General features: G+C 69.8%; 12 protein-coding genes. 6 read left to right on the forward strand and 6 right to left on the reverse strand.

Features of this window, described 5'->3' with window-relative positions; translation table 11 throughout:
• Nucleotides 1–32 precede the first annotated feature (32 nt).
• Nucleotides 33–1679: a DUF6345 domain-containing protein gene (locus tag OG453_RS32570; RefSeq protein ID WP_266872138.1), complete on the reverse strand. Its 1647-nt coding sequence runs from the start codon at nt 1677–1679 to the stop codon at nt 33–35.
• A gap of 293 nt (nt 1680–1972) precedes the next feature.
• On the opposite strand from OG453_RS32570, the gene OG453_RS32575 reads away from it, so the two are divergent.
• The 4 genes from OG453_RS32575 to dnaK all read left to right on the forward strand — a co-directional run bounded on the left by OG453_RS32575 (nt 1973) and on the right by dnaK (nt 7514).
• Nucleotides 1973–3034, forward strand: coding sequence for an ATP-binding protein (locus tag OG453_RS32575; protein ID WP_266872139.1), 1062 nt, complete (start codon nt 1973–1975; stop codon nt 3032–3034).
• A gap of 125 nt (nt 3035–3159) precedes the next feature.
• Complete coding sequence (locus tag OG453_RS32580; RefSeq protein WP_266872140.1) at nt 3160–4989, forward strand: hypothetical protein; 1830 nt, start codon at nt 3160–3162, stop codon at nt 4987–4989.
• A 73-nt stretch (nt 4990–5062) separates the two neighbouring features.
• Nucleotides 5063–5488 (forward strand): OsmC family protein, encoded by a 426-nt coding sequence (locus OG453_RS32585; protein WP_266872141.1) that lies wholly within the window; start codon nt 5063–5065, stop codon nt 5486–5488.
• Between the two features lie 169 nt (nt 5489–5657).
• Nucleotides 5658–7514 carry a molecular chaperone DnaK gene (gene dnaK, locus OG453_RS32590; RefSeq protein ID WP_266872142.1) on the forward strand — a complete coding sequence of 619 codons (1857 nt, stop codon included), beginning with the start codon at nt 5658–5660 and terminating at the stop codon, nt 7512–7514.
• Between the two features lie 66 nt (nt 7515–7580).
• Here the strand turns inward: dnaK and narI are convergent, their stop codons facing one another.
• Genes narI through OG453_RS32610 form a run of 4 tightly spaced genes read right to left on the reverse strand, consistent with a single transcriptional unit; the run spans nt 7581 to nt 14198 of the window.
• Entirely contained in the window at nt 7581–8303 is a 723-nt protein-coding gene (gene narI / locus OG453_RS32595; protein ID WP_266872143.1) for a respiratory nitrate reductase subunit gamma, read from the reverse strand.
• Nucleotides 8300–8881 (reverse strand): nitrate reductase molybdenum cofactor assembly chaperone, encoded by a 582-nt coding sequence (gene narJ, locus OG453_RS32600; RefSeq protein WP_266872144.1) that lies wholly within the window; start codon nt 8879–8881, stop codon nt 8300–8302. Before narJ ends, narI begins: the two co-directional genes overlap by 4 nt.
• Nucleotides 8878–10482 carry a nitrate reductase subunit beta gene (narH, locus tag OG453_RS32605; protein ID WP_266872145.1) on the reverse strand — a complete coding sequence of 535 codons (1605 nt, stop codon included), beginning with the start codon at nt 10480–10482 and terminating at the stop codon, nt 8878–8880. Before narH ends, narJ begins: the two co-directional genes overlap by 4 nt.
• Nucleotides 10483–10511: 29 nt before the next feature.
• The gene (locus OG453_RS32610; RefSeq protein ID WP_266872146.1) at nt 10512–14198 is read right to left on the reverse strand and encodes a nitrate reductase subunit alpha; all 3687 of its coding nucleotides are present in this window, start codon (nt 14196–14198) and stop codon (nt 10512–10514) included.
• 232 nt (nt 14199–14430) lie between these two features.
• Here OG453_RS32610 and OG453_RS32615 point away from each other — a divergent pair, with 232 nt between their 5' ends.
• Nucleotides 14431–14853, forward strand: coding sequence for a hypothetical protein (locus OG453_RS32615; protein ID WP_266872147.1), 423 nt, complete (start codon nt 14431–14433; stop codon nt 14851–14853).
• On the opposite strand, the gene OG453_RS32620 is transcribed toward OG453_RS32615, so the two are convergent.
• Nucleotides 14850–15668: a helix-turn-helix domain-containing protein gene (locus OG453_RS32620; protein ID WP_266872148.1), complete on the reverse strand. Its 819-nt coding sequence runs from the start codon at nt 15666–15668 to the stop codon at nt 14850–14852. The two genes, OG453_RS32615 and OG453_RS32620, sit on opposite strands and share 4 nt — an antisense overlap.
• A 211-nt stretch (nt 15669–15879) precedes the next feature.
• Here OG453_RS32620 and OG453_RS32625 point away from each other — a divergent pair, with 211 nt between their 5' ends.
• Nucleotides 15880–16185: a 4a-hydroxytetrahydrobiopterin dehydratase gene (locus tag OG453_RS32625; RefSeq protein WP_266872149.1), complete on the forward strand. Its 306-nt coding sequence runs from the start codon at nt 15880–15882 to the stop codon at nt 16183–16185.
• Nucleotide 16186: the final 1 nt, after the last annotated feature.

The raw sequence follows: 16186 nt of genomic DNA on the forward strand, positions 1-16186 counted from the left end.
CCGACCCCCGTCGGTCGTGGCCCTGCCCCGGACTACCGGGCCAGCGGCGCGACCACCCAGCGGCGGGTGGTGAACATGCCGTCGGGCGGGCCGATCTCGATCAGCTTGCGGGCGGCCGGGTAGGCCTCGTTGCCCTCGATCTCATAGCCGACGTCGAACGTGCCCGGCACGTCCCTGACCTGGGGATCCTGCTGAGCCTTGGCGCCCTTGGCGCCGGGCTCGCCGGCCGTGACGGCGGCGAGTTCGGCGAGCAGCTTCTGCTGGGCGGCGGCCAGCGCCTTGCGCGGGTCGCGCTCCAGCGGCGCGGCGGCCGCCTTGCCGCCGGCCGCCTTGCCGGCCTGGGGCGGCGGCGCGATGTCCGTGCTCGGCTCGCGCGTCGTGCCGGTGGTCTCACGAGTGGAGATCTGCGCCTGGACGACGGTGGCGTCGTTGTCCAGGGCCACCCGGATCAGACCGCGGTCCGGAGTGATGACCGGAATGCCGTCGAAGACCTGCCGGAACGTCACATGGGTCTCGAGCGACACCGGCTGCCCGAGCTCGGAGCCGTCCTTCGCCCCGGAGTTCTGCATCAGGTCGTGCACGCTGTCGACGACAAGCTCGGCGCCGTCCGCGTGCTGCTCGGCGAACGCGCGTGCGGCCTCGACCGCACGCTCGGTGGGCAGCTGCCGCAGATTGCGGTGGTTGGCCTCGGCGAGCTTGACCCAGCGGACCGCGTGCGGCGCGGTCGATATGGTCCGGTCGCCGGAGGTGGCGCTGAGCACGCCCTGCCGCTCGACCTGCACCTCTTGCAGCGCCGCCGACGGGAAGTTGGCGAGCTGCCCCATCTTGGTGAGCTCCTGGCCCGGGTCGCGCGGCGCGAGCTGCACGATCTGCGGGCTGGTGGGCGCCTGCGTCAGAGGCTCCCTGAGGGTGTCGCGCGCGTAGTACCAGCGCCACGCGTACCAGTTGTCCGGCACGTGCTCGCGGTACAGGGTGCGCTCGCCGTTGAGGCGGGCGTTGGCGTCGGCCTGGGTGGCGCCGACCGCGCAGACCGAGGGCGCCTGGCCCTTGTAGATGTCCCAACTCGCGTTCAGCCAGGCGTCGGTGAAGGTCTGCCCGGCCCGCCACTTCTCCCAGAACTTCTTGCCGTAGTCCGGGCTGTCGATGCTGACCGTCTCGAACCCGAAGATCATCCGGAAGCCGATGTTGGGACCCGCCCAGGTGCGGATCGGGGAGTGCCCGCCGAGCACCCGCAGCGAGGTGCAGGTGGACCAGAAGACGTAGTTGGCCTTCTCGTTGCCCAGCGCCATCCGGTTGGAGACGGCGTCGCTGCGGCCGTCCCAGACCGCGCCGAGTGGCGCGAAGAAGACCCCGTTCCCGTCCATGCCGCCGTGGCCCGAGTGGTAGACGGCTACCACCGCGTCCATGCCGTAGCGGTCCTGCCAGTTGTCGTACGTCTCCTCGTACGCCCACACCTGCGCGCCGCCGTCCGCGAACCAGAAGTTGCGGTCGTAGAACTGCTGGAGGTACGCCAGCCATCCGGTGGCATCGGCGTGCGTGTGGAAGAGCGATGACTGATTGACGAACTTCTGGATGCTGAACGCACCCCACCAGCCGAACGTCGAGTCACGGTCGCCCGCGGCTCCGGGCTTCTCCGCTTCCAGCGGAGACGGACCGCGGTCCGTGTAGTTCATGCGCATGGCCAAACCCCCTGAGGTGAATTCCTCGTCCCGTGCGCGAGGGGGCCTCAAAATGTCACCGCGCCGGAACCTTGCACAGTTGCCATTCCGGCCATAGCGGGCGCGCACCAGGGCTCTCGCCCTGCCCCATTCGCCTCCCTTGAGGGGGCGTGCGGGGTGGTACGCGGTGGGGTGTGACGGGCGTCCGCGGAGCGGAAAATGGCGTGCGTCCCGACGTGCGCAGCGCACACACTGTTCGTACCGGACCTCGCGCACCTGCGCGCCCCACTCGAACACCCCCAAGGAGCCCCTGCGTGCAGGCTGCTGTCAGCGTCACTCCCGCCAGGATTCCCGAGCTGCTGCTCGGGCTCGCCACGGTGCGGCCCGTTTTCATCTGGGGCGCGCCCGGCATCGGAAAGTCGTCCCTGGTACGGAAGTTCGCGGACTCCCTCGGCCTGGAGTGTGTGAGCCTGCTGGGTACGCAGCTGGCTCCTGAGGACCTCATCGGCGTACCGCAGATCCGTGACGGCCGTTCGGTGTTCTGCCCGCCGGAGTCGATCGCGCGGGACGAGCCGTACTGCCTGTTCCTCGACGAGCTGAACGCGGCGACGCCGGACGTCCAGAAGGCGTTCTACTCGCTGATCCTGGACCGGCGCATCGGCAACTACGAACTGCCCGAGGGCTCGATCGTCATCGGCGCGGGCAACCGTGCCACGGACAACGCGCTCGCGCGTCCGATCTCGTCCGCGCTGGTCAACCGGCTTGCACATGTGCACCTTTCGGCATCCGTGACGGACTGGCTGGGGTGGGCTGCGGGCCACGGCATCCACCCCTGGATCACGGACTACCTGACCGACCGGCCCGACCACCTGTGGTCGAAGCCGCCGAAGACGGAAGAGCCGTTCTCCACGCCCCGGTCCTGGCACATGCTGTCCGACGCGCTGCACTCGTTCGGGCCGACGCTGGACGAGGAGACCCTGAAGGTCGTCGCGCACGGGACGCTGACGCCGGGGCACGCGGTCGCCTTCTGCGGATACGTCAAGGTCGTGCGGAGCCGGTTCGGGCTCGACGCGATCCTGAAGGGCGACGCGGGGTGGCCTCATCGCCTGGAGGAGCGGGACCTCCTCTACTACCTCGCGGAGTCCTTCCGGGGGCGCCTGGCGAAGGAACTCCCCGCGGCCAAGGAGCACGCGTCGCCGTCCGTCCGCCAGACCGCGTACCGGGCCAAGTCGTTGCTTGTGCAGCTGGCGGAGATCTCGGTGGAGGTCGCCCAGACGGTCATCGCGGACGACGCGGACGGCAATCCGCTGCTGCCGGCGTGGTTCCTGGTGGAGGCGGCGAGGGACATGCCGCGGTTGGTGGAGGCGAGGCGGTGACTCTGTGTCAAGTTTTCAGCCCGTCGAGGGGGTCCCCCCTGCTCTTTAAGAGCTTGGGGGAGTTTGAGGACGAACTCGGCGGAGCCGGTGATGACGGCACGCAAGCTTCCCAGGAGTGACCCCGCATGACCCGCCCCCGCAAGGACAAGAACCCCCGCCCCGACCCCGCAACAGAGGCCTACCTCAAGGGACTTGCCATGGTGCGGAGCAACCCCGCCCTGGACTCCCTGGAAGCGGACTTCTGCCGGAGCGGCTGTCGCGTCGCGCCCCCGCGAGGCCACGCCCGCGTCGACTCCGACGGCTGCGTGCACGTCCACCCCACCCGCCTCGCCACCCCCGGCGAATGGGCCTGGGCGCTCTCCCACTGCCTGCTGCACCTCGGCTTCGGTCACGTCCCCGCCGCCAAGGGCAAGCGCGAGCAGCCGGACCGGTTCGACATCGCGGCGCGCTGCGTGGTCGTCCACCGGTTCCAGCAGACGTTCCCCGTCGGCAGCCCGCCCGACGACCTGCCCACCGAGTTCCCCGGCGGCGACGAGGAGCAGCTCGCCGCGCGCTGGCGGCGTGACGGCATCCCGGCCCAGTACGAGCACTGCGGCGCCGGCGGCACCGCCCCCGACCAGGTGCTTGAGCCCTGGCCCGCCTGGTACGGCCCGGTCAAGGACTGGCAGACCGTCTTCGCGCACGCCCTCACCCGCACGGTGTCCGCCGCCATGGACGTGGCGGGCGGGCGGCGTGACGAGCTGAAGGGCGAGCGCGTGCCCACCCGCCCCTGGGAACGCGCGCTCAACTGGTTCGTGTCCTCCTACCCCCTCCTCGGCGGCATCGCGGCCGGCATGACGGTCGTCGCGGACGCCGAACTCGCCCGCGCCCATGACATCTCCGTCGCCGCGGTCAACGCCGACGCCGGGGAGATCTACATCAACCCGCTGAAGCGGTACGCCGACGAGGAGTGGCGGTTCATCCTCGCCCACGAGATGCTGCACGCCGCCCTGCGGCACGGTGATCGGCGGGGCGTCCGCGACCCGTATCTCTTCAATGTCGCCGCCGATTACGTCATCAACGGCTGGCTGCGCGAGATGGGCGTCGGTGAGATGCCCGAAGGGCTGCTGTACGACCCGGAGTTGGCGGGGCTATCCGCCGAGGAGGTGTACGACAGGATCGTCGCCGACCAGCGCCGCATGCGCCGGATGGCGACGCTGCGCGGCAAAGGGCGCGGCGACATCCTCGGGGAGCCGCTCGGGCCGGTGGGGGACTATGTCGACCTCGACGAGTTCTACCGGCGCGGACTCGTGCAGGGGCACGAGCTGCATCACCAGCAGGACCGGGGGCTGTTGCCCGGCGGCCTCATCGAGGAGATCCGCGCGCTCGCGCATCCGCCCGTGCCGTGGGACGCCCAACTGGCCCGCTGGTTCGACGAGTTCGTGCCCCGGCCCGAGCCCCTGCGCAGCTACGCGCGGCCCTCGCGCCGCCAGGCCTCGACCCCCGACATCCCGCGCGCGGGCCGCTACCACCCGCCCGAGGAGATCGCCCGCTGCACCTTCGGCGTCGTCCTCGACACCTCCGGGTCCATGAGCCGCGTCCTGCTCGGCAAGGCGCTCGGCGCCATCGCCTCGTACGCCACCGCACGCGACGTACCGGCGGCCCGCGTGGTCTTCTGCGACGCGGCCCCGCACGACGCGGGCTATCTGCCGGTCACGGAGATCGCGAGGGGGGCACCTCCCATGCCTTTCGGGCTATGGGGGCGGGTGCGGGTGCGCGGGCGCGGCGGCACCGTGCTGCAGCCCGGCATCGATCTGCTGCAACGCGCGGACGACTTCCCGGCCGCCGCGCCGGTCCTGGTGATCACCGACGGAGACTGCGATGTGCTGCGGGTGCGCAGGGAGCACGCGTATCTGCTGCCGTCCGGTGGCCGTCTGCCGTTCACCGCGCGTGGGCCGGTCTTCCGCGTGCGCTGAGTCAGGGTGTGATCGGATGGGTGCACGGAAGTTCCGACACGCATCACGGAACCGTACTGAAGGGATCTCCATCGTGGCTACCACGCGCTCCGCGCACACGGTCTGGGAAGGCAACCTGCTCCAGGGCTCCGGCACCGTCACCTTCGACTCCTCCGGGATCGGGGAGCAGGCGGTGTCCTGGCCGTCCCGCGCCGAGCAGGCGAACGGCAAGACCAGCCCGGAAGAGCTGATCGCCGCCGCGCACTCCAGCTGCTTCTCCATGGCCTTCTCCAACGGCCTGGACAAGGCGGGCACCCCGCCGACCCGCCTGGTCACGTCGGCCGACGTGACGTTCCAGCCCGGCACCGGCATCACCGGCATCCACCTCACCGTCGAGGGCACCGTGCCGGGCATGGACGAGGCCGACTTCCTCGCGGCCGCAGAGGACGCCAAGGTCAACTGCCCGGTGAGCCAGGCGCTGAAGGCCACGCCGATCACGCTGACGGCGAAGCTGGCCTGACGCCGGCGCACGCCCGCGCGCAACCGACTGTGCCGCCGTCCCTTCGGGGGCGGCGGCACAGTCGTACCCGCCCGTACCCGCTGACGCGGCATTGACAAGACGACGCTCAAGTTTTGTGATGGAGGGCGGAGTACGCCGGGAACGGGCTCGCGGTGGAAGGGGACTGGACATGGCACGTGCAGTCGGGATCGACCTCGGTACGACCAATTCGGTGGTGGCGGTTCTGGAGGGCGGTGATCCCACGGTCGTCGCCAACGCGGAAGGCGCGCGCACCACGCCCTCCGTCATCGCCTTCGCGAAGAACGGCGACGTCCTGGTCGGAGAGGTCGCCAAGCGGCAGGCGGTCACCAATGTGGAGCGCACCGCACGCTCCGTCAAACGCCATATGGGCGACGGGAGTTGGCGCTTTCCCGAGAGCGGGGCCGTGGACGGCACCCGGTACACCGCGCAGGAGCTCTCCGCCCGCGTCCTGCAGAAGCTGAAGCGCGACGCCGAGTCCTATCTCGGCGAGGACGTCACCGACGCGGTCGTCACCGTCCCCGCGCACTTCGACGACGCCCAGCGCCAGGCCACCAAGGAGGCCGGGGAGATCGCGGGCCTGAAGGTGCTTCGCATCATCAACGAACCGACGGCGGCCGCCCTCGCCTACGGCCTCGACAAGGGCGACGACCAGACCGTCCTCGTCTTCGACCTGGGCGGCGGCACGTTCGACGTATCGCTCCTGGAGATGGGCGACGGCGTCATCGAGGTGAAGGCCACCAACGGCGACACCCAGCTGGGCGGCGACGACTGGGACCAGCGGATCGTCGAACACCTGGTGCGGCAGTTCAAGAACGCGCACGGCGTGGACCTCGGCAAGGACAAGATGGCGGTGCAACGGCTGCGCGAGGGCGCCGAGAAGGCGAAGATCGAACTCTCCTCGTCGAGCGAGACGGACATCAACCTTCCGTACGTGACGGCGTCGGCGGACGGCCCGCTGCATCTGGCGGAGAAGCTGACCCGCGCTCAGTTCCAGGAGCTGACCGCCGACTTGCTCGAACGCTGCCGGGGTCCCTTCCACCAGGCGGTGAAGGACGCGGGCGTGAAGCTGTCCGCCGTCGACCATGTGATCCTGGTCGGCGGTTCGACGCGGATGCCTGCGGTGACGGAGCTGGTCAAGGAACTCACGGGGCGCGAGCCGCACAAGGGGGTCAACCCCGACGAGGTGGTGGCGCTCGGCGCGACCCTCCAGGCGGGGGTGATCCGCGGTGACGTGAAGGACGTACTCCTCCTGGACGTGACGCCGCTGTCCCTCGGCATCGAGACCAAGGGCGGCATCATGACGAAGCTCATCGAACGCAACACGACCATTCCCACCCGCCGTTCGGAGACCTTCTCCACCGCCGAGGACAACCAGCCCTCGGTCGGCATCCAGGTCTTCCAGGGGGAGCGGGAGATCGCCGCGTACAACAAGAAGCTGGGCGTCTTCGACCTGACGGGCCTGCCGCCCGCCCCGCGCGGTGTCCCCAAGATCGAGGTCACCTTCGACATCGACGCCAACGGAATCATGCATGTCTCCGCGAAGGACGAGGCGACGGGCCGCGAGCAGCGCATGACGGTGACCGGCGGCTCCGCCCTGCCCAAGGACGACATCAACCGCATGGTCAGGGAGGCGGAGGAACACGCGGAGGAGGACCGCAAGCGCAGGGAGGCGGCGGAGACGCGCAACCAGGCGGAGCAACTCGTGTACCAGACGGAGCGGTTCGTCAGGGAGAACGAGGAACGGATCCCCGCGGAGACCAGGGCGGAGGTGGAGTCGGCGGCAGCCGAGGTGAAGTCCGTCCTCGACGGCGGCGACGCCGCGGCGATCCGCACCGCTGCGGAGAAACTGGCCACGGTGAGCCAGAAGATGGGTCAAGCGATGTATGCGGGCGGGGGCGCCCAGGACCAGGGGGGTGCAGGTCCCGCTGCCGAGGAGGGCGTGGTGGAAGCGGAGATTGTGGACGAGGAAGGGAAGGAGAGCGGGCCGGAGCAAGGGAGCCGCTGATCACCGGCTTCGCCGAGTTCGTCCTCAATCGCCGGACGGGCTCAACTTTCGGGGCGGGGTTGGGGATCAAGAACCCGTCTTCTCCCAGCCCCGCCGCTCCGGCCGCGCCCCCACCCGCCGCGGATCCCTGCTCCGGTACACCACATACGGCCGGAACAGATACTGCACCGGCGCGCTGAACATATGGATGAGACGGGTGAACGGGACCAGGGCGATCAGAGCCATCCCGACCAACGCGTGGATCTGGTACAGCACCGGAACCCCCGCCATCAGCCCCGTGTCCGGCTGCAGCGTGAAGAGACTGCGGGCCCAAGGCGCAATCGACTCGCGGTAGTTGTAGCCGTCGCCCGACGCGTGCGTCAGCTTGGCCACCATGCCGAGCACGATCGCCCCGAGCAGCACCAGATACATCAGCTTGTCGTTGGAGGTGGTCGCCCGGAACACCGGAGCATTCGTACGCCGCCGGTACAGGAGCAGCAGCATGCCGAGCACGAGCATGATCCCGGCCGCGGTACCTCCGTACAGCGAGAACAGGTGGTACGTGTGCTCCTTGACGCCCACCTTCTCCGTCCACGACTCGGGGACGAACAGGCCGACCAGATGGCCCACCAGCACGAAGAGGATGCCGTAGTGGAACATCGGCGACGCGACGTTCAGGAGCTTCGACTCGTACACCTGTGAAGAACGCGTCGTCCAGCCGAACTTGTCGTAGCGGTAGCGCCAGACGATCCCCGCGACGAGCAGGACGAACGCGACGTAGGGGAGCACGCCCCACAGCAGGGTCTTCATGAGGTTCGCTCCCCGATGAGTGCGAAGGGTTCCAGGCCGACGTCCTCGCGGGGCGGCCCGGAGCGGGCGAGCGCGAGCGCCTCGGCGCGGTCCTTGGGCGAGGGCCCGGGCAGCGTCGCGCACACCGCCTCGACGACCTCCGCGTACGGCGTGCCGAAGTCGCTCAGCGCGAGCCGCAGCAGCTCAAGACCGCTGCGGTGGTCATCCAGGAGCAGCGGGCCCGCGTGCGCGGAGAACTCCAGGACGGCGGGCAGGAAGTCCGGCAGCTCCTCGCCGGTGAACTCCATGCCGTGCGCGCGGTAGACCTCCTTGAAGCGCACAAGGGACATGCCGCGCCGCCGGGTGTCGCCGTCGCGCCACCAGCTCAGGTACAGGCTGTGCCGGTTCTTGAAGTCGAAGACCTGGACGTAGTGCGCCGCGAGCTCGCGCGGGTCCGTGGCGGCCGCGTGCGCGAGGAAGCCGCCGAGCGCCGGGGGCGCGGCCGCCGTCAGCAGGGGCAGCCGCTCGTGGAACTCGGCGTCCGGATAGGCGAGGCAGTGCGCCGCGGCCTGGTAGAGCACGGCGTGGTCGTTCCTCACAGCTCGTCCTCCCGGGCGGCGGTGGGCTGTTCGTCGGCGGTCTGCCGGCTGCGCAGCGCGTGGAAGTTCTCGATGGTGACCAGCGGCAGCTGTTTGCGGCCCGAGTCCTGGCCGAACGGCCCGTCGCTGCCCATGCCGGGTCCTTCCTCGTAGTCGAGGCTGCAGGAGTCCGGGAGCGCCGACTCCTCCAGACGCTGCGCGTCCCCGACGGCCGCGGTCGGGATGACATAGCGGTCCTCGTACTTGGCGATGGCGAGCAGCCGGTACATCTCCTCGATCTCCGGGCCCTTCATGCCCACCGCCTCGGCGACCGAACTCTCGGGCCGCGCCCCGAGGTTGATGGCCCGCATGTGCGCCCGCATCGCGGCGAGCTTCTCAAGGGAGGCCCGCACCGGGCCGACGTCACCGGCCGTGAAGATCTCCGCCAGGTATTCGAGCGGAATGCGCAGCGTGTCGATCGCCCCGAAGAGATTGTCCAGGTCCTCGCCGTCGTGGCCGGTCTCGCTGAGCGCGTCCACCACCGGAGAGAGCGGCGGGATGTACCAGACCATCGGCATCGTCCGGTACTCCGGATGCAGCGGAAGCGCCACCTTGTACTTGCTGATCAGCGCGTGCACGGGGGAGCGCCGCGCCGCCTCGATCCACTCGTACGAGATCCCTGCCCGCTCGGCGTCCCGGCGCACATCCGGGTCGTCCGGGTCGAGGAAGACGCCCAACTGCGCCTCGTACAGCTTGTGTTCGTCGGGCTCGGACGCCGCCGCCGTCACCTTGTCCGCGTCGTACAGAATCACTCCGAGGTAGCGGAGCCGGCCCACGCAGGTCTCCGAGCAGACGGTGGGCAGCCCCACCTCCAGGCGCGGGTAGCACAGCGTGCACTTCTCGGCCTTGCCGGTGCGGTGGTTGAAGTACACCTTCTTGTACGGGCAGCCGGTCACGCACTTGCGCCAGCCCCGGCAACTGTCCTGGTCGACGAGGACGATGCCGTCCTCCTCGCGCTTGTACATCGCGCCGGACGGGCAGGACGCCACGCACGCCGGGTTGAGGCAGTGCTCGCAGATGCGCGGCAGATAGAACATGAAGGTCTGCTCGAAGGCGAACTTCACCTTGTCGGCGGCCTGTTGACGGGTCTTCTCCACCATGGGGTCGAGGTCGCCGTACTGCGTCGCGCCGCCGAGGTTGTCGTCCCAGTTCGACGACCACTCGATCTTCATGGGTTTGCCGCTGATCAGGGAGCGCGGCTCGGCGACCGGGTAGTCGTCGCCCAGCGGGGCGTCGGTGAGGTTCTTGTACTCGTACGTCCAGGGCTCGTAGTAGTCCTTGATCTCCGGCAGCTTGGGGTTGGAGAAGATCTCCAGGAGGGATTTGATCCGGCCGCCGTTCTTCAGCTTCAGGGCGCCCCGCTTGTTCAGCTCCCAGCCGCCGCGCCACTTGTCCTGGTCCTCGTAGCGGCGCGGATAGCCCTGGCCAGGACGGGTTTCGACGTTGTTGAACCAGACGTACTCCATGCCGTCGCGGTTGGTCCACGCCTGCTTGCAGGTGACGGAGCAGGTGTGACACCCGATGCACTTGTCGAGGTTCATCACCATCGCGATCTGAGCCATAATGCGTCTATTTGTGACTCCGTCACGGGTCATGAGTACTGAACCTCCTGGCTGCGGCGACGGATCACCGTCACCTCGTCGCGCTGATTGCCCGTCGGGCCCAGATAGTTGAAGGCCCACGACAACTGCGCGTATCCACCGATGAGATGGGACGGCTTGAGGATGAGGCGGGTCAGGGAGTTGTGGATGCCGCCGCGCTTGCCGGTGGTCTCCGTCTTGGGGACGTTCACCGTGCGCTCCTGCGCGTGGTGCATATAGACCGTGCCGGCCGGCATCCGGTGCGAGACGATCGCGCGCGCCACCACCACACCGTTGCGGTTGACCGCCTCGATCCAGTCGTTGTCCTTGACGCCGATCGCGTCCGCGTCCTGCGGGGCCATCCAGATGGACTGGCCGCCGCGCGACAGCGACAGCATGAAGAGGTTGTCCTGGTACTCGGAGTGGATCGACCACTTGTTGTGCGGGGTGAGGTAACGGACCGTCACTTCCTTCTCGCCGTCCGGGCCCAGGCGTGGCTCGCCGAAGAGGCGGTTCATGTCCAGGGGCGGCCGGTAGACGGGCAGTGCCTCGCCGAGCTCGTGCATCCAGTCGTGGTCGATGAAGAAGTGCTGGCGGCCGGTGAGGGTGTGCCAGGGCTTCAGATGCTCGGTGTTGAGCGTGAACGCCGTGTACCGGCGGCCGCCGGACTCGCTGCCGCTCCACTCCGGCGACGTGATCACCGGCACCGGCGCCGCCTGTGTGTCGGCGTACGTGATGCGCTTGCCCTCGTGCTCGGCGGCGAGGTGAGCCATCTCCTGGCCCGTGCGCGCCTCCAGGGTGTGGAAGCCCTGGGTGGCCAGGCGCCCGTTGGTCGTGCCGGACAGGGCGAGGATCGTGTTGGCCGCCTTGATCGCCGTGTCCAGGGCGGGGCGGCCGTCGGCGGGTCCGCCGCGCACGACGCCGTTGCGTTCCTTCAACTCCTCGACCTCCTGGTCGGGTTGGAACGCGATGCCCTTGACCGGAAGGCCCAGCTTCTCCACCAGCGGGCCGAGCGAGGCGAACTTCGCGCCGATCGCCGTGTAGTCGCGCTCCACGACCGCCAGGTTCGGCATGGTCTTCCCCGGCACCGGCTCGCACTCGCCCTTGCGCCAGTCCACGACCACACCGCCGGGCTGGGCCGTCTCGCCCGGCGTGTCGTGCTGGAGCGCGGTGGCGACGACGTCCTTGCGTACGCCGAGATGGTCCACGGAAAGATCGCTGAGCCGTTCCGCGATCGCCTTGAAGGTGTCGAAGTCGGTGCGGGCCTGCCAGGGCGGGTCGACGGCCGGGGTGAAGGAGTGCACGTACGGGTGCATGTCGGTCGTCGACAGGTCGTGCTTCTCGTACCAGGTGGCCGCCGGCAGGACCACGTCCGAGAGCAGCGTCGACGACGTCTGCCGGAAGTCGAGCGAGACGAGCAGATCGAGCTTCCCCTCGGGGGCCTCGTCCCGCCAAGTGACGGTCGAGGGACGCTCGTTCGGGGCTGCCTCCTCCGCCCGCAGCGAGGAGTGCGTGCCGAGCAGATGCTTCGTGAAGTACTCGGCGCCCTTCGCCGACGAACCGAGCAGATTGGCGCGCCACAGGGTCAGGACACGCGGCCAGTTCTCCGGTGCGTCCGGGTCCTCGCAGGCGAACTTGAGCGAGCCCGCCTTGAGCTCGTTGACCACGTTGGCCACGGGATCATCCGAAGTCTCGCCCAGCTCAAGGGAGTTGCGGTCGAACGTCGGGTACGACGGCATCCAGCCGGTGCGCGCCGAGAGCGCCAGACAGTCCGCGCCCGTCATCCCCGCGAACCGGCCCTCGCCCAGCGGCGATGCGAGCACGTCCGCCGCGAACTTGTCGTAGCGCCACTGGTCGGTGTTGAGGAACCAGTACGCGGCGCCGATCATCTGCCGCGGCGGCCTGCTCCAGTCGTTGCCGCTCGCGAGCGTCGCCCAGCCGGTCGCGGGACGGCACTTCTCCTGGCCGACATAGTGCGCCCAGCCGCCGCCGTTGCGGCCCTGGCAGCCGGTCAGCTGGAGCAGCGCGAGAAACGACCGGTAGATCGTCTCGGAGTGGAACCAGTGGTTGGTCCCCGCCCCCATCAGGATCATGCAGCGGCCGCGCGACTGCTCCGCGGTCCTCGCGAACTCCCGTGCGATCTTCACCGCCTTCGCGGCCGGCACCGAGGTGTGCGCCTCCTGCCAGGCAGGGGTGCCCGGCGCGTCTTCATCCTCGTACGAAGAAGGCCACTCACCCGGAAGACCCTCGCGCCCCACGCCGTACTGCGCGAGCAGCAGGTCGAAGACCGTCGTGACCAGCGGCCCGTCCTGCCCGCCGAGCCGTGTGGCGGGCACGCCGCGGCGGACGACCTCGCCGCGGCCCTGGCCGTGCGTGCCGCCCTCGGTGTCGAAGCGCGGCAGGAGCACCTCGACGCCCGCAGCGACGTCCGAGCCGTGCAGGGAGAGCTGCGGCTTGATCGAGCCGAGCTCCAGGTTCCACTTGCCCTTGCCGGAGTCGGTCCAGCGGAAGCCGAGCGAGCCGTTGGGCACGGCGGGCTGCCCGGTGTTCTCGTCCAGGACGGCCGTCTTCCAGTCGCCGCCCTCACCGCGCTCGCCCAGGTCCGTGGCGCGCAGGAACTTCGAAGGGACGAACGCACCGTCGCGCTCGGTCAGCGTCACCAGGAACGGCAGGTCGGTGAACTTGCGGACGTAGTCGGTGAAGAACTCCGTCTGCCGGTCGACGAAGAACTCCTTGAGGATCACGTGCCCCATCGCGATCGCCAGGGCGCCGTCCGTGCCGGGGTGCGGGTGCAGCCACTCGTCGGCGAACTTGGCGTTGTCGGCGTAGTCCGGCGCGACGACCACGACCTTCTGGCCCCGGTAACGCGCCTCGGCCATCCAGTGCGCGTCGGGGGTGCGCGTGACGGGGACGTTCGAGCCCCACATCATCAGATACGCGGCGTCCCACCAGTCGCCCGACTCCGGTACGTCGGTCTGGTCGCCGAAGACCTGCGGCGAGGCCACGGGAAGGTCCGCGTACCAGTCGTAGAAGGAGAGCATGGGCGCGCCGATCAGCGACATGAAGCGGGCGCCCGCGGCGTGCGACACCATCGACATCGCGGGGATGGGGGAGAAGCCGGCGACGCGGTCGGGGCCGTACTTCTTGATGGTGTGGACGTGCGCCGCCGCGATGATCTCGACGGCCTCGTCCCACGTGGCTCGCACCAACCCGCCCTTGCCGCGCGCCTGTTGATAGGCGCGGCGGCGCTCGGGATCGTCCTGGATGTCCGCCCACGCGAGGACCGGATCCTTCAGCCGGGACTTGGCCTCGCGGTACATCTCCAGGAGGACGCCGCGCAGATACGGGTAGCGGACGCGGGTGGGGGAGTACGTGTACCAGGAGAAGGCCGCGCCGCGGGGGCAGCCGCGGGGCTCGTACTCGGGGCGGTCGGGGCCGACGGACGGGTAGTCGGTCTGCTGGGTCTCCCAGGTGATGATGCCGTCCTTGACGTACACCTTCCAGCGGCAGGAGCCGGTGCAGTTCACGCCGTGCGTCGAGTTCACGACCTTGTCGTGGCTCCACCGGTCGCGGTAGAAGGCGTCCGCGTCCCTGCCGCCGGTCAGCGCCACGCTGTGCAGGTCGGGGGCGGCGGTGCCGCGGCGGAAGAACTTCCCCGCGCGCAGCAGCACCGCGGCGGGCTCGGTCGTCTCAGTCACCCTGGAGCTCCCTAGGTCTGCCTTTCAACGAACCTAGGTGCGGGTGGTACGGGACACCTGTCTGCCGCCGCCGTACGGGTTGTCCGCGGACGGCCGGGCATTACCCCGGACGTAATCGACCGGCCGGCGCGGGCACGCCACAGTGATGTCACCGGGCCCGGTCCGGCGCACTCCGGTCCGGGACCCGGGTTCCTTGCCCCGCTCTCCCCCCTTGCTTGGAGGCCGACCCGTCATGTCCACATACGCCCTCACCACCCTCGCCCGCACGACCGACCCGAAGACGATGCTGCGCCGCTTCCTCGCCCTGGACGCGGTCGTGACCACCGCGAACGGCATCGCGTACGCCGTCGCCGCGGGCCCGCTCGGGCGCTTCCTCGGCGTCGACACCGGGCTGCTGCTCGGACTCGGCGTCTTCCTCACCGTCTACGGGGCGGCCGTCGGCTTCCTCGCCGCCCGCAAGAGTCCGCCGTCGCTGCCCGTCCGGGCGGTGGTCGAGGCCAACGCCGTCTGGGCGGTGCTCAGCGTCGTCGCGCTCGTCGCATGGCTCTCGCCCAGTACGGCGGGGGCCGTGTGGACCCTGCTGCAGGCCGTGACGGTCGGCGGATTCGCGGTGCTGCAGTACGCGGCGCTGCGGGCGGCGGGCCCCGGCCGCTAGGGCTGGTGGGTCTGCAGGTATTTGACCGTCGCCGGGTCGGCCGGGAGCAGCGTCTCGATGGCCAGCTCGGCGACCGTCACGTCCATGGGGGTGTTGAACGTGGAGATCGACGAGATGAAGGAGAGGACGTGCCCGTCGTGCTCGACCCGCAGGGGCAGCGCGAAGTAGGGCACGTCCGTGCCGGCCTCGAAGGCGTCCACCCCCGGATCCGCCACCGGGTACGCGGCCACCTCCTCGTACACCGCGCGCAGCGCGTCCGAGCGCTGCAGGGCGATCTGCCGTTCCATCTGGTGCAGCAGATGCCCCCGCCACTCCCGCAGATTGCGGATCCGGGGCGCGAGGCCCTCGGGGTGGAGGGTGAGCCGCATCGCGTTCAGGGGCGGCGCCAGGAGATGCTCGGGGACGCCTTCGAGGAGCATCGCCAGGCTGCGGTTGGCCGTGATCACGTCGTACGTCGCGTCGACGACCAGGGCCGGATAGGGCTCGTAGCCGGTCAGGAGCTGTTCCAGGCCCTCGCGCAGCGGGCCCATCGACGGGTCGTCGAGGGGGGTCTGCCGGAAACGGGGGGCGTAACCGGCCGCCAGGAGCAGGGAGTTGCGGTCCCGCATCGGCACGTCGAGGTGGTCGGCGAGACGCAGCAGGGTCTCCTCGCTCGGTCGTGACCTGCCCGTCTCGATGAAGCTGATGTGCCGCGCCGACGAGTCAGCGCGCAGGGCAAGGTCCAGCTGGCTGACCTTGCGCCGCTCGCGCCAGCCGCGCAGGAGGGGGCCGACTCCGGACGTGGGATTCGCCTGTGCGGGCGCGGCAGTTGTCATACTCAGACGGTAATCGATGGGTCCGACACGCTCCGGAGGGTACGGGCCGACCGGGCCTGTCGGTGGCCGCCGCCGAGGCCGGGCGGAGCTCGGGGCCAGGGCGGGCGGACGCGTGCTGTGGCAGGGTGAGAAACGTACGTACATTCGCCGGTCCCGCGGCCGTACACCGTACGCCGTACGACCCGGAGCCCGACCCGGAAGGAGCGCGGCCATGCCTGTCGAACCGCTGTCACAGAAGGAGGTCGAGGAACGGCTCGCCGAACTTCCCGGCTGGTCCCTCGACGGCGACCGGATCACCCGCTCCTACCGCCTCGGCTCGCACTTCGCGGCCGCCGCGATGGTCGTGCACATCGCGCAGATCCAGGAGGAGCTCGGCCACCACTCCGACCTGACGCTCGGCTACAACTCCGTCGCCCTCTCCGTGAACACCCACAGCGCGGGCGGCGCGATCACCGGCCTCGACTTCGAACTGGCCCGCAGGGTCGAGGAGTTGGCGCCGGGTCACGGGGCGGCCTGAA

The organism is Streptomyces sp. NBC_01381 (genome assembly GCF_026340305.1).
In the GTDB taxonomy this organism is placed as follows: Bacteria; Actinomycetota; Actinomycetes; order Streptomycetales; family Streptomycetaceae; genus Streptomyces.

Bases quoted from the DNA above. Each gene is read 5' to 3' on its own strand.
- dnaK (WP_266872142.1), top strand. From the start codon at position 5,658: ATGGCACGTGCAGTCGGGATCGACCTCGGTACGACCAATTCGGTGGTG.
- OG453_RS32570 (WP_266872138.1), bottom strand. From the start codon at position 1,679: ATGCGCATGAACTACACGGACCGCGGTCCGTCTCCGCTGGAAGCGGAG.
- OG453_RS32615 (WP_266872147.1), top strand. From the start codon at position 14,431: ATGTCCACATACGCCCTCACCACCCTCGCCCGCACGACCGACCCGAAG.
- OG453_RS32580 (WP_266872140.1), top strand. From the start codon at position 3,160: ATGACCCGCCCCCGCAAGGACAAGAACCCCCGCCCCGACCCCGCAACA.
- OG453_RS32620 (WP_266872148.1), bottom strand. From the start codon at position 15,668: ATGACAACTGCCGCGCCCGCACAGGCGAATCCCACGTCCGGAGTCGGC.
- narI (WP_266872143.1), bottom strand. From the start codon at position 8,303: ATGAAGACCCTGCTGTGGGGCGTGCTCCCCTACGTCGCGTTCGTCCTG.
- OG453_RS32625 (WP_266872149.1), top strand. From the start codon at position 15,880: ATGCCTGTCGAACCGCTGTCACAGAAGGAGGTCGAGGAACGGCTCGCC.
- narH (WP_266872145.1), bottom strand. From the start codon at position 10,482: ATGGCTCAGATCGCGATGGTGATGAACCTCGACAAGTGCATCGGGTGT.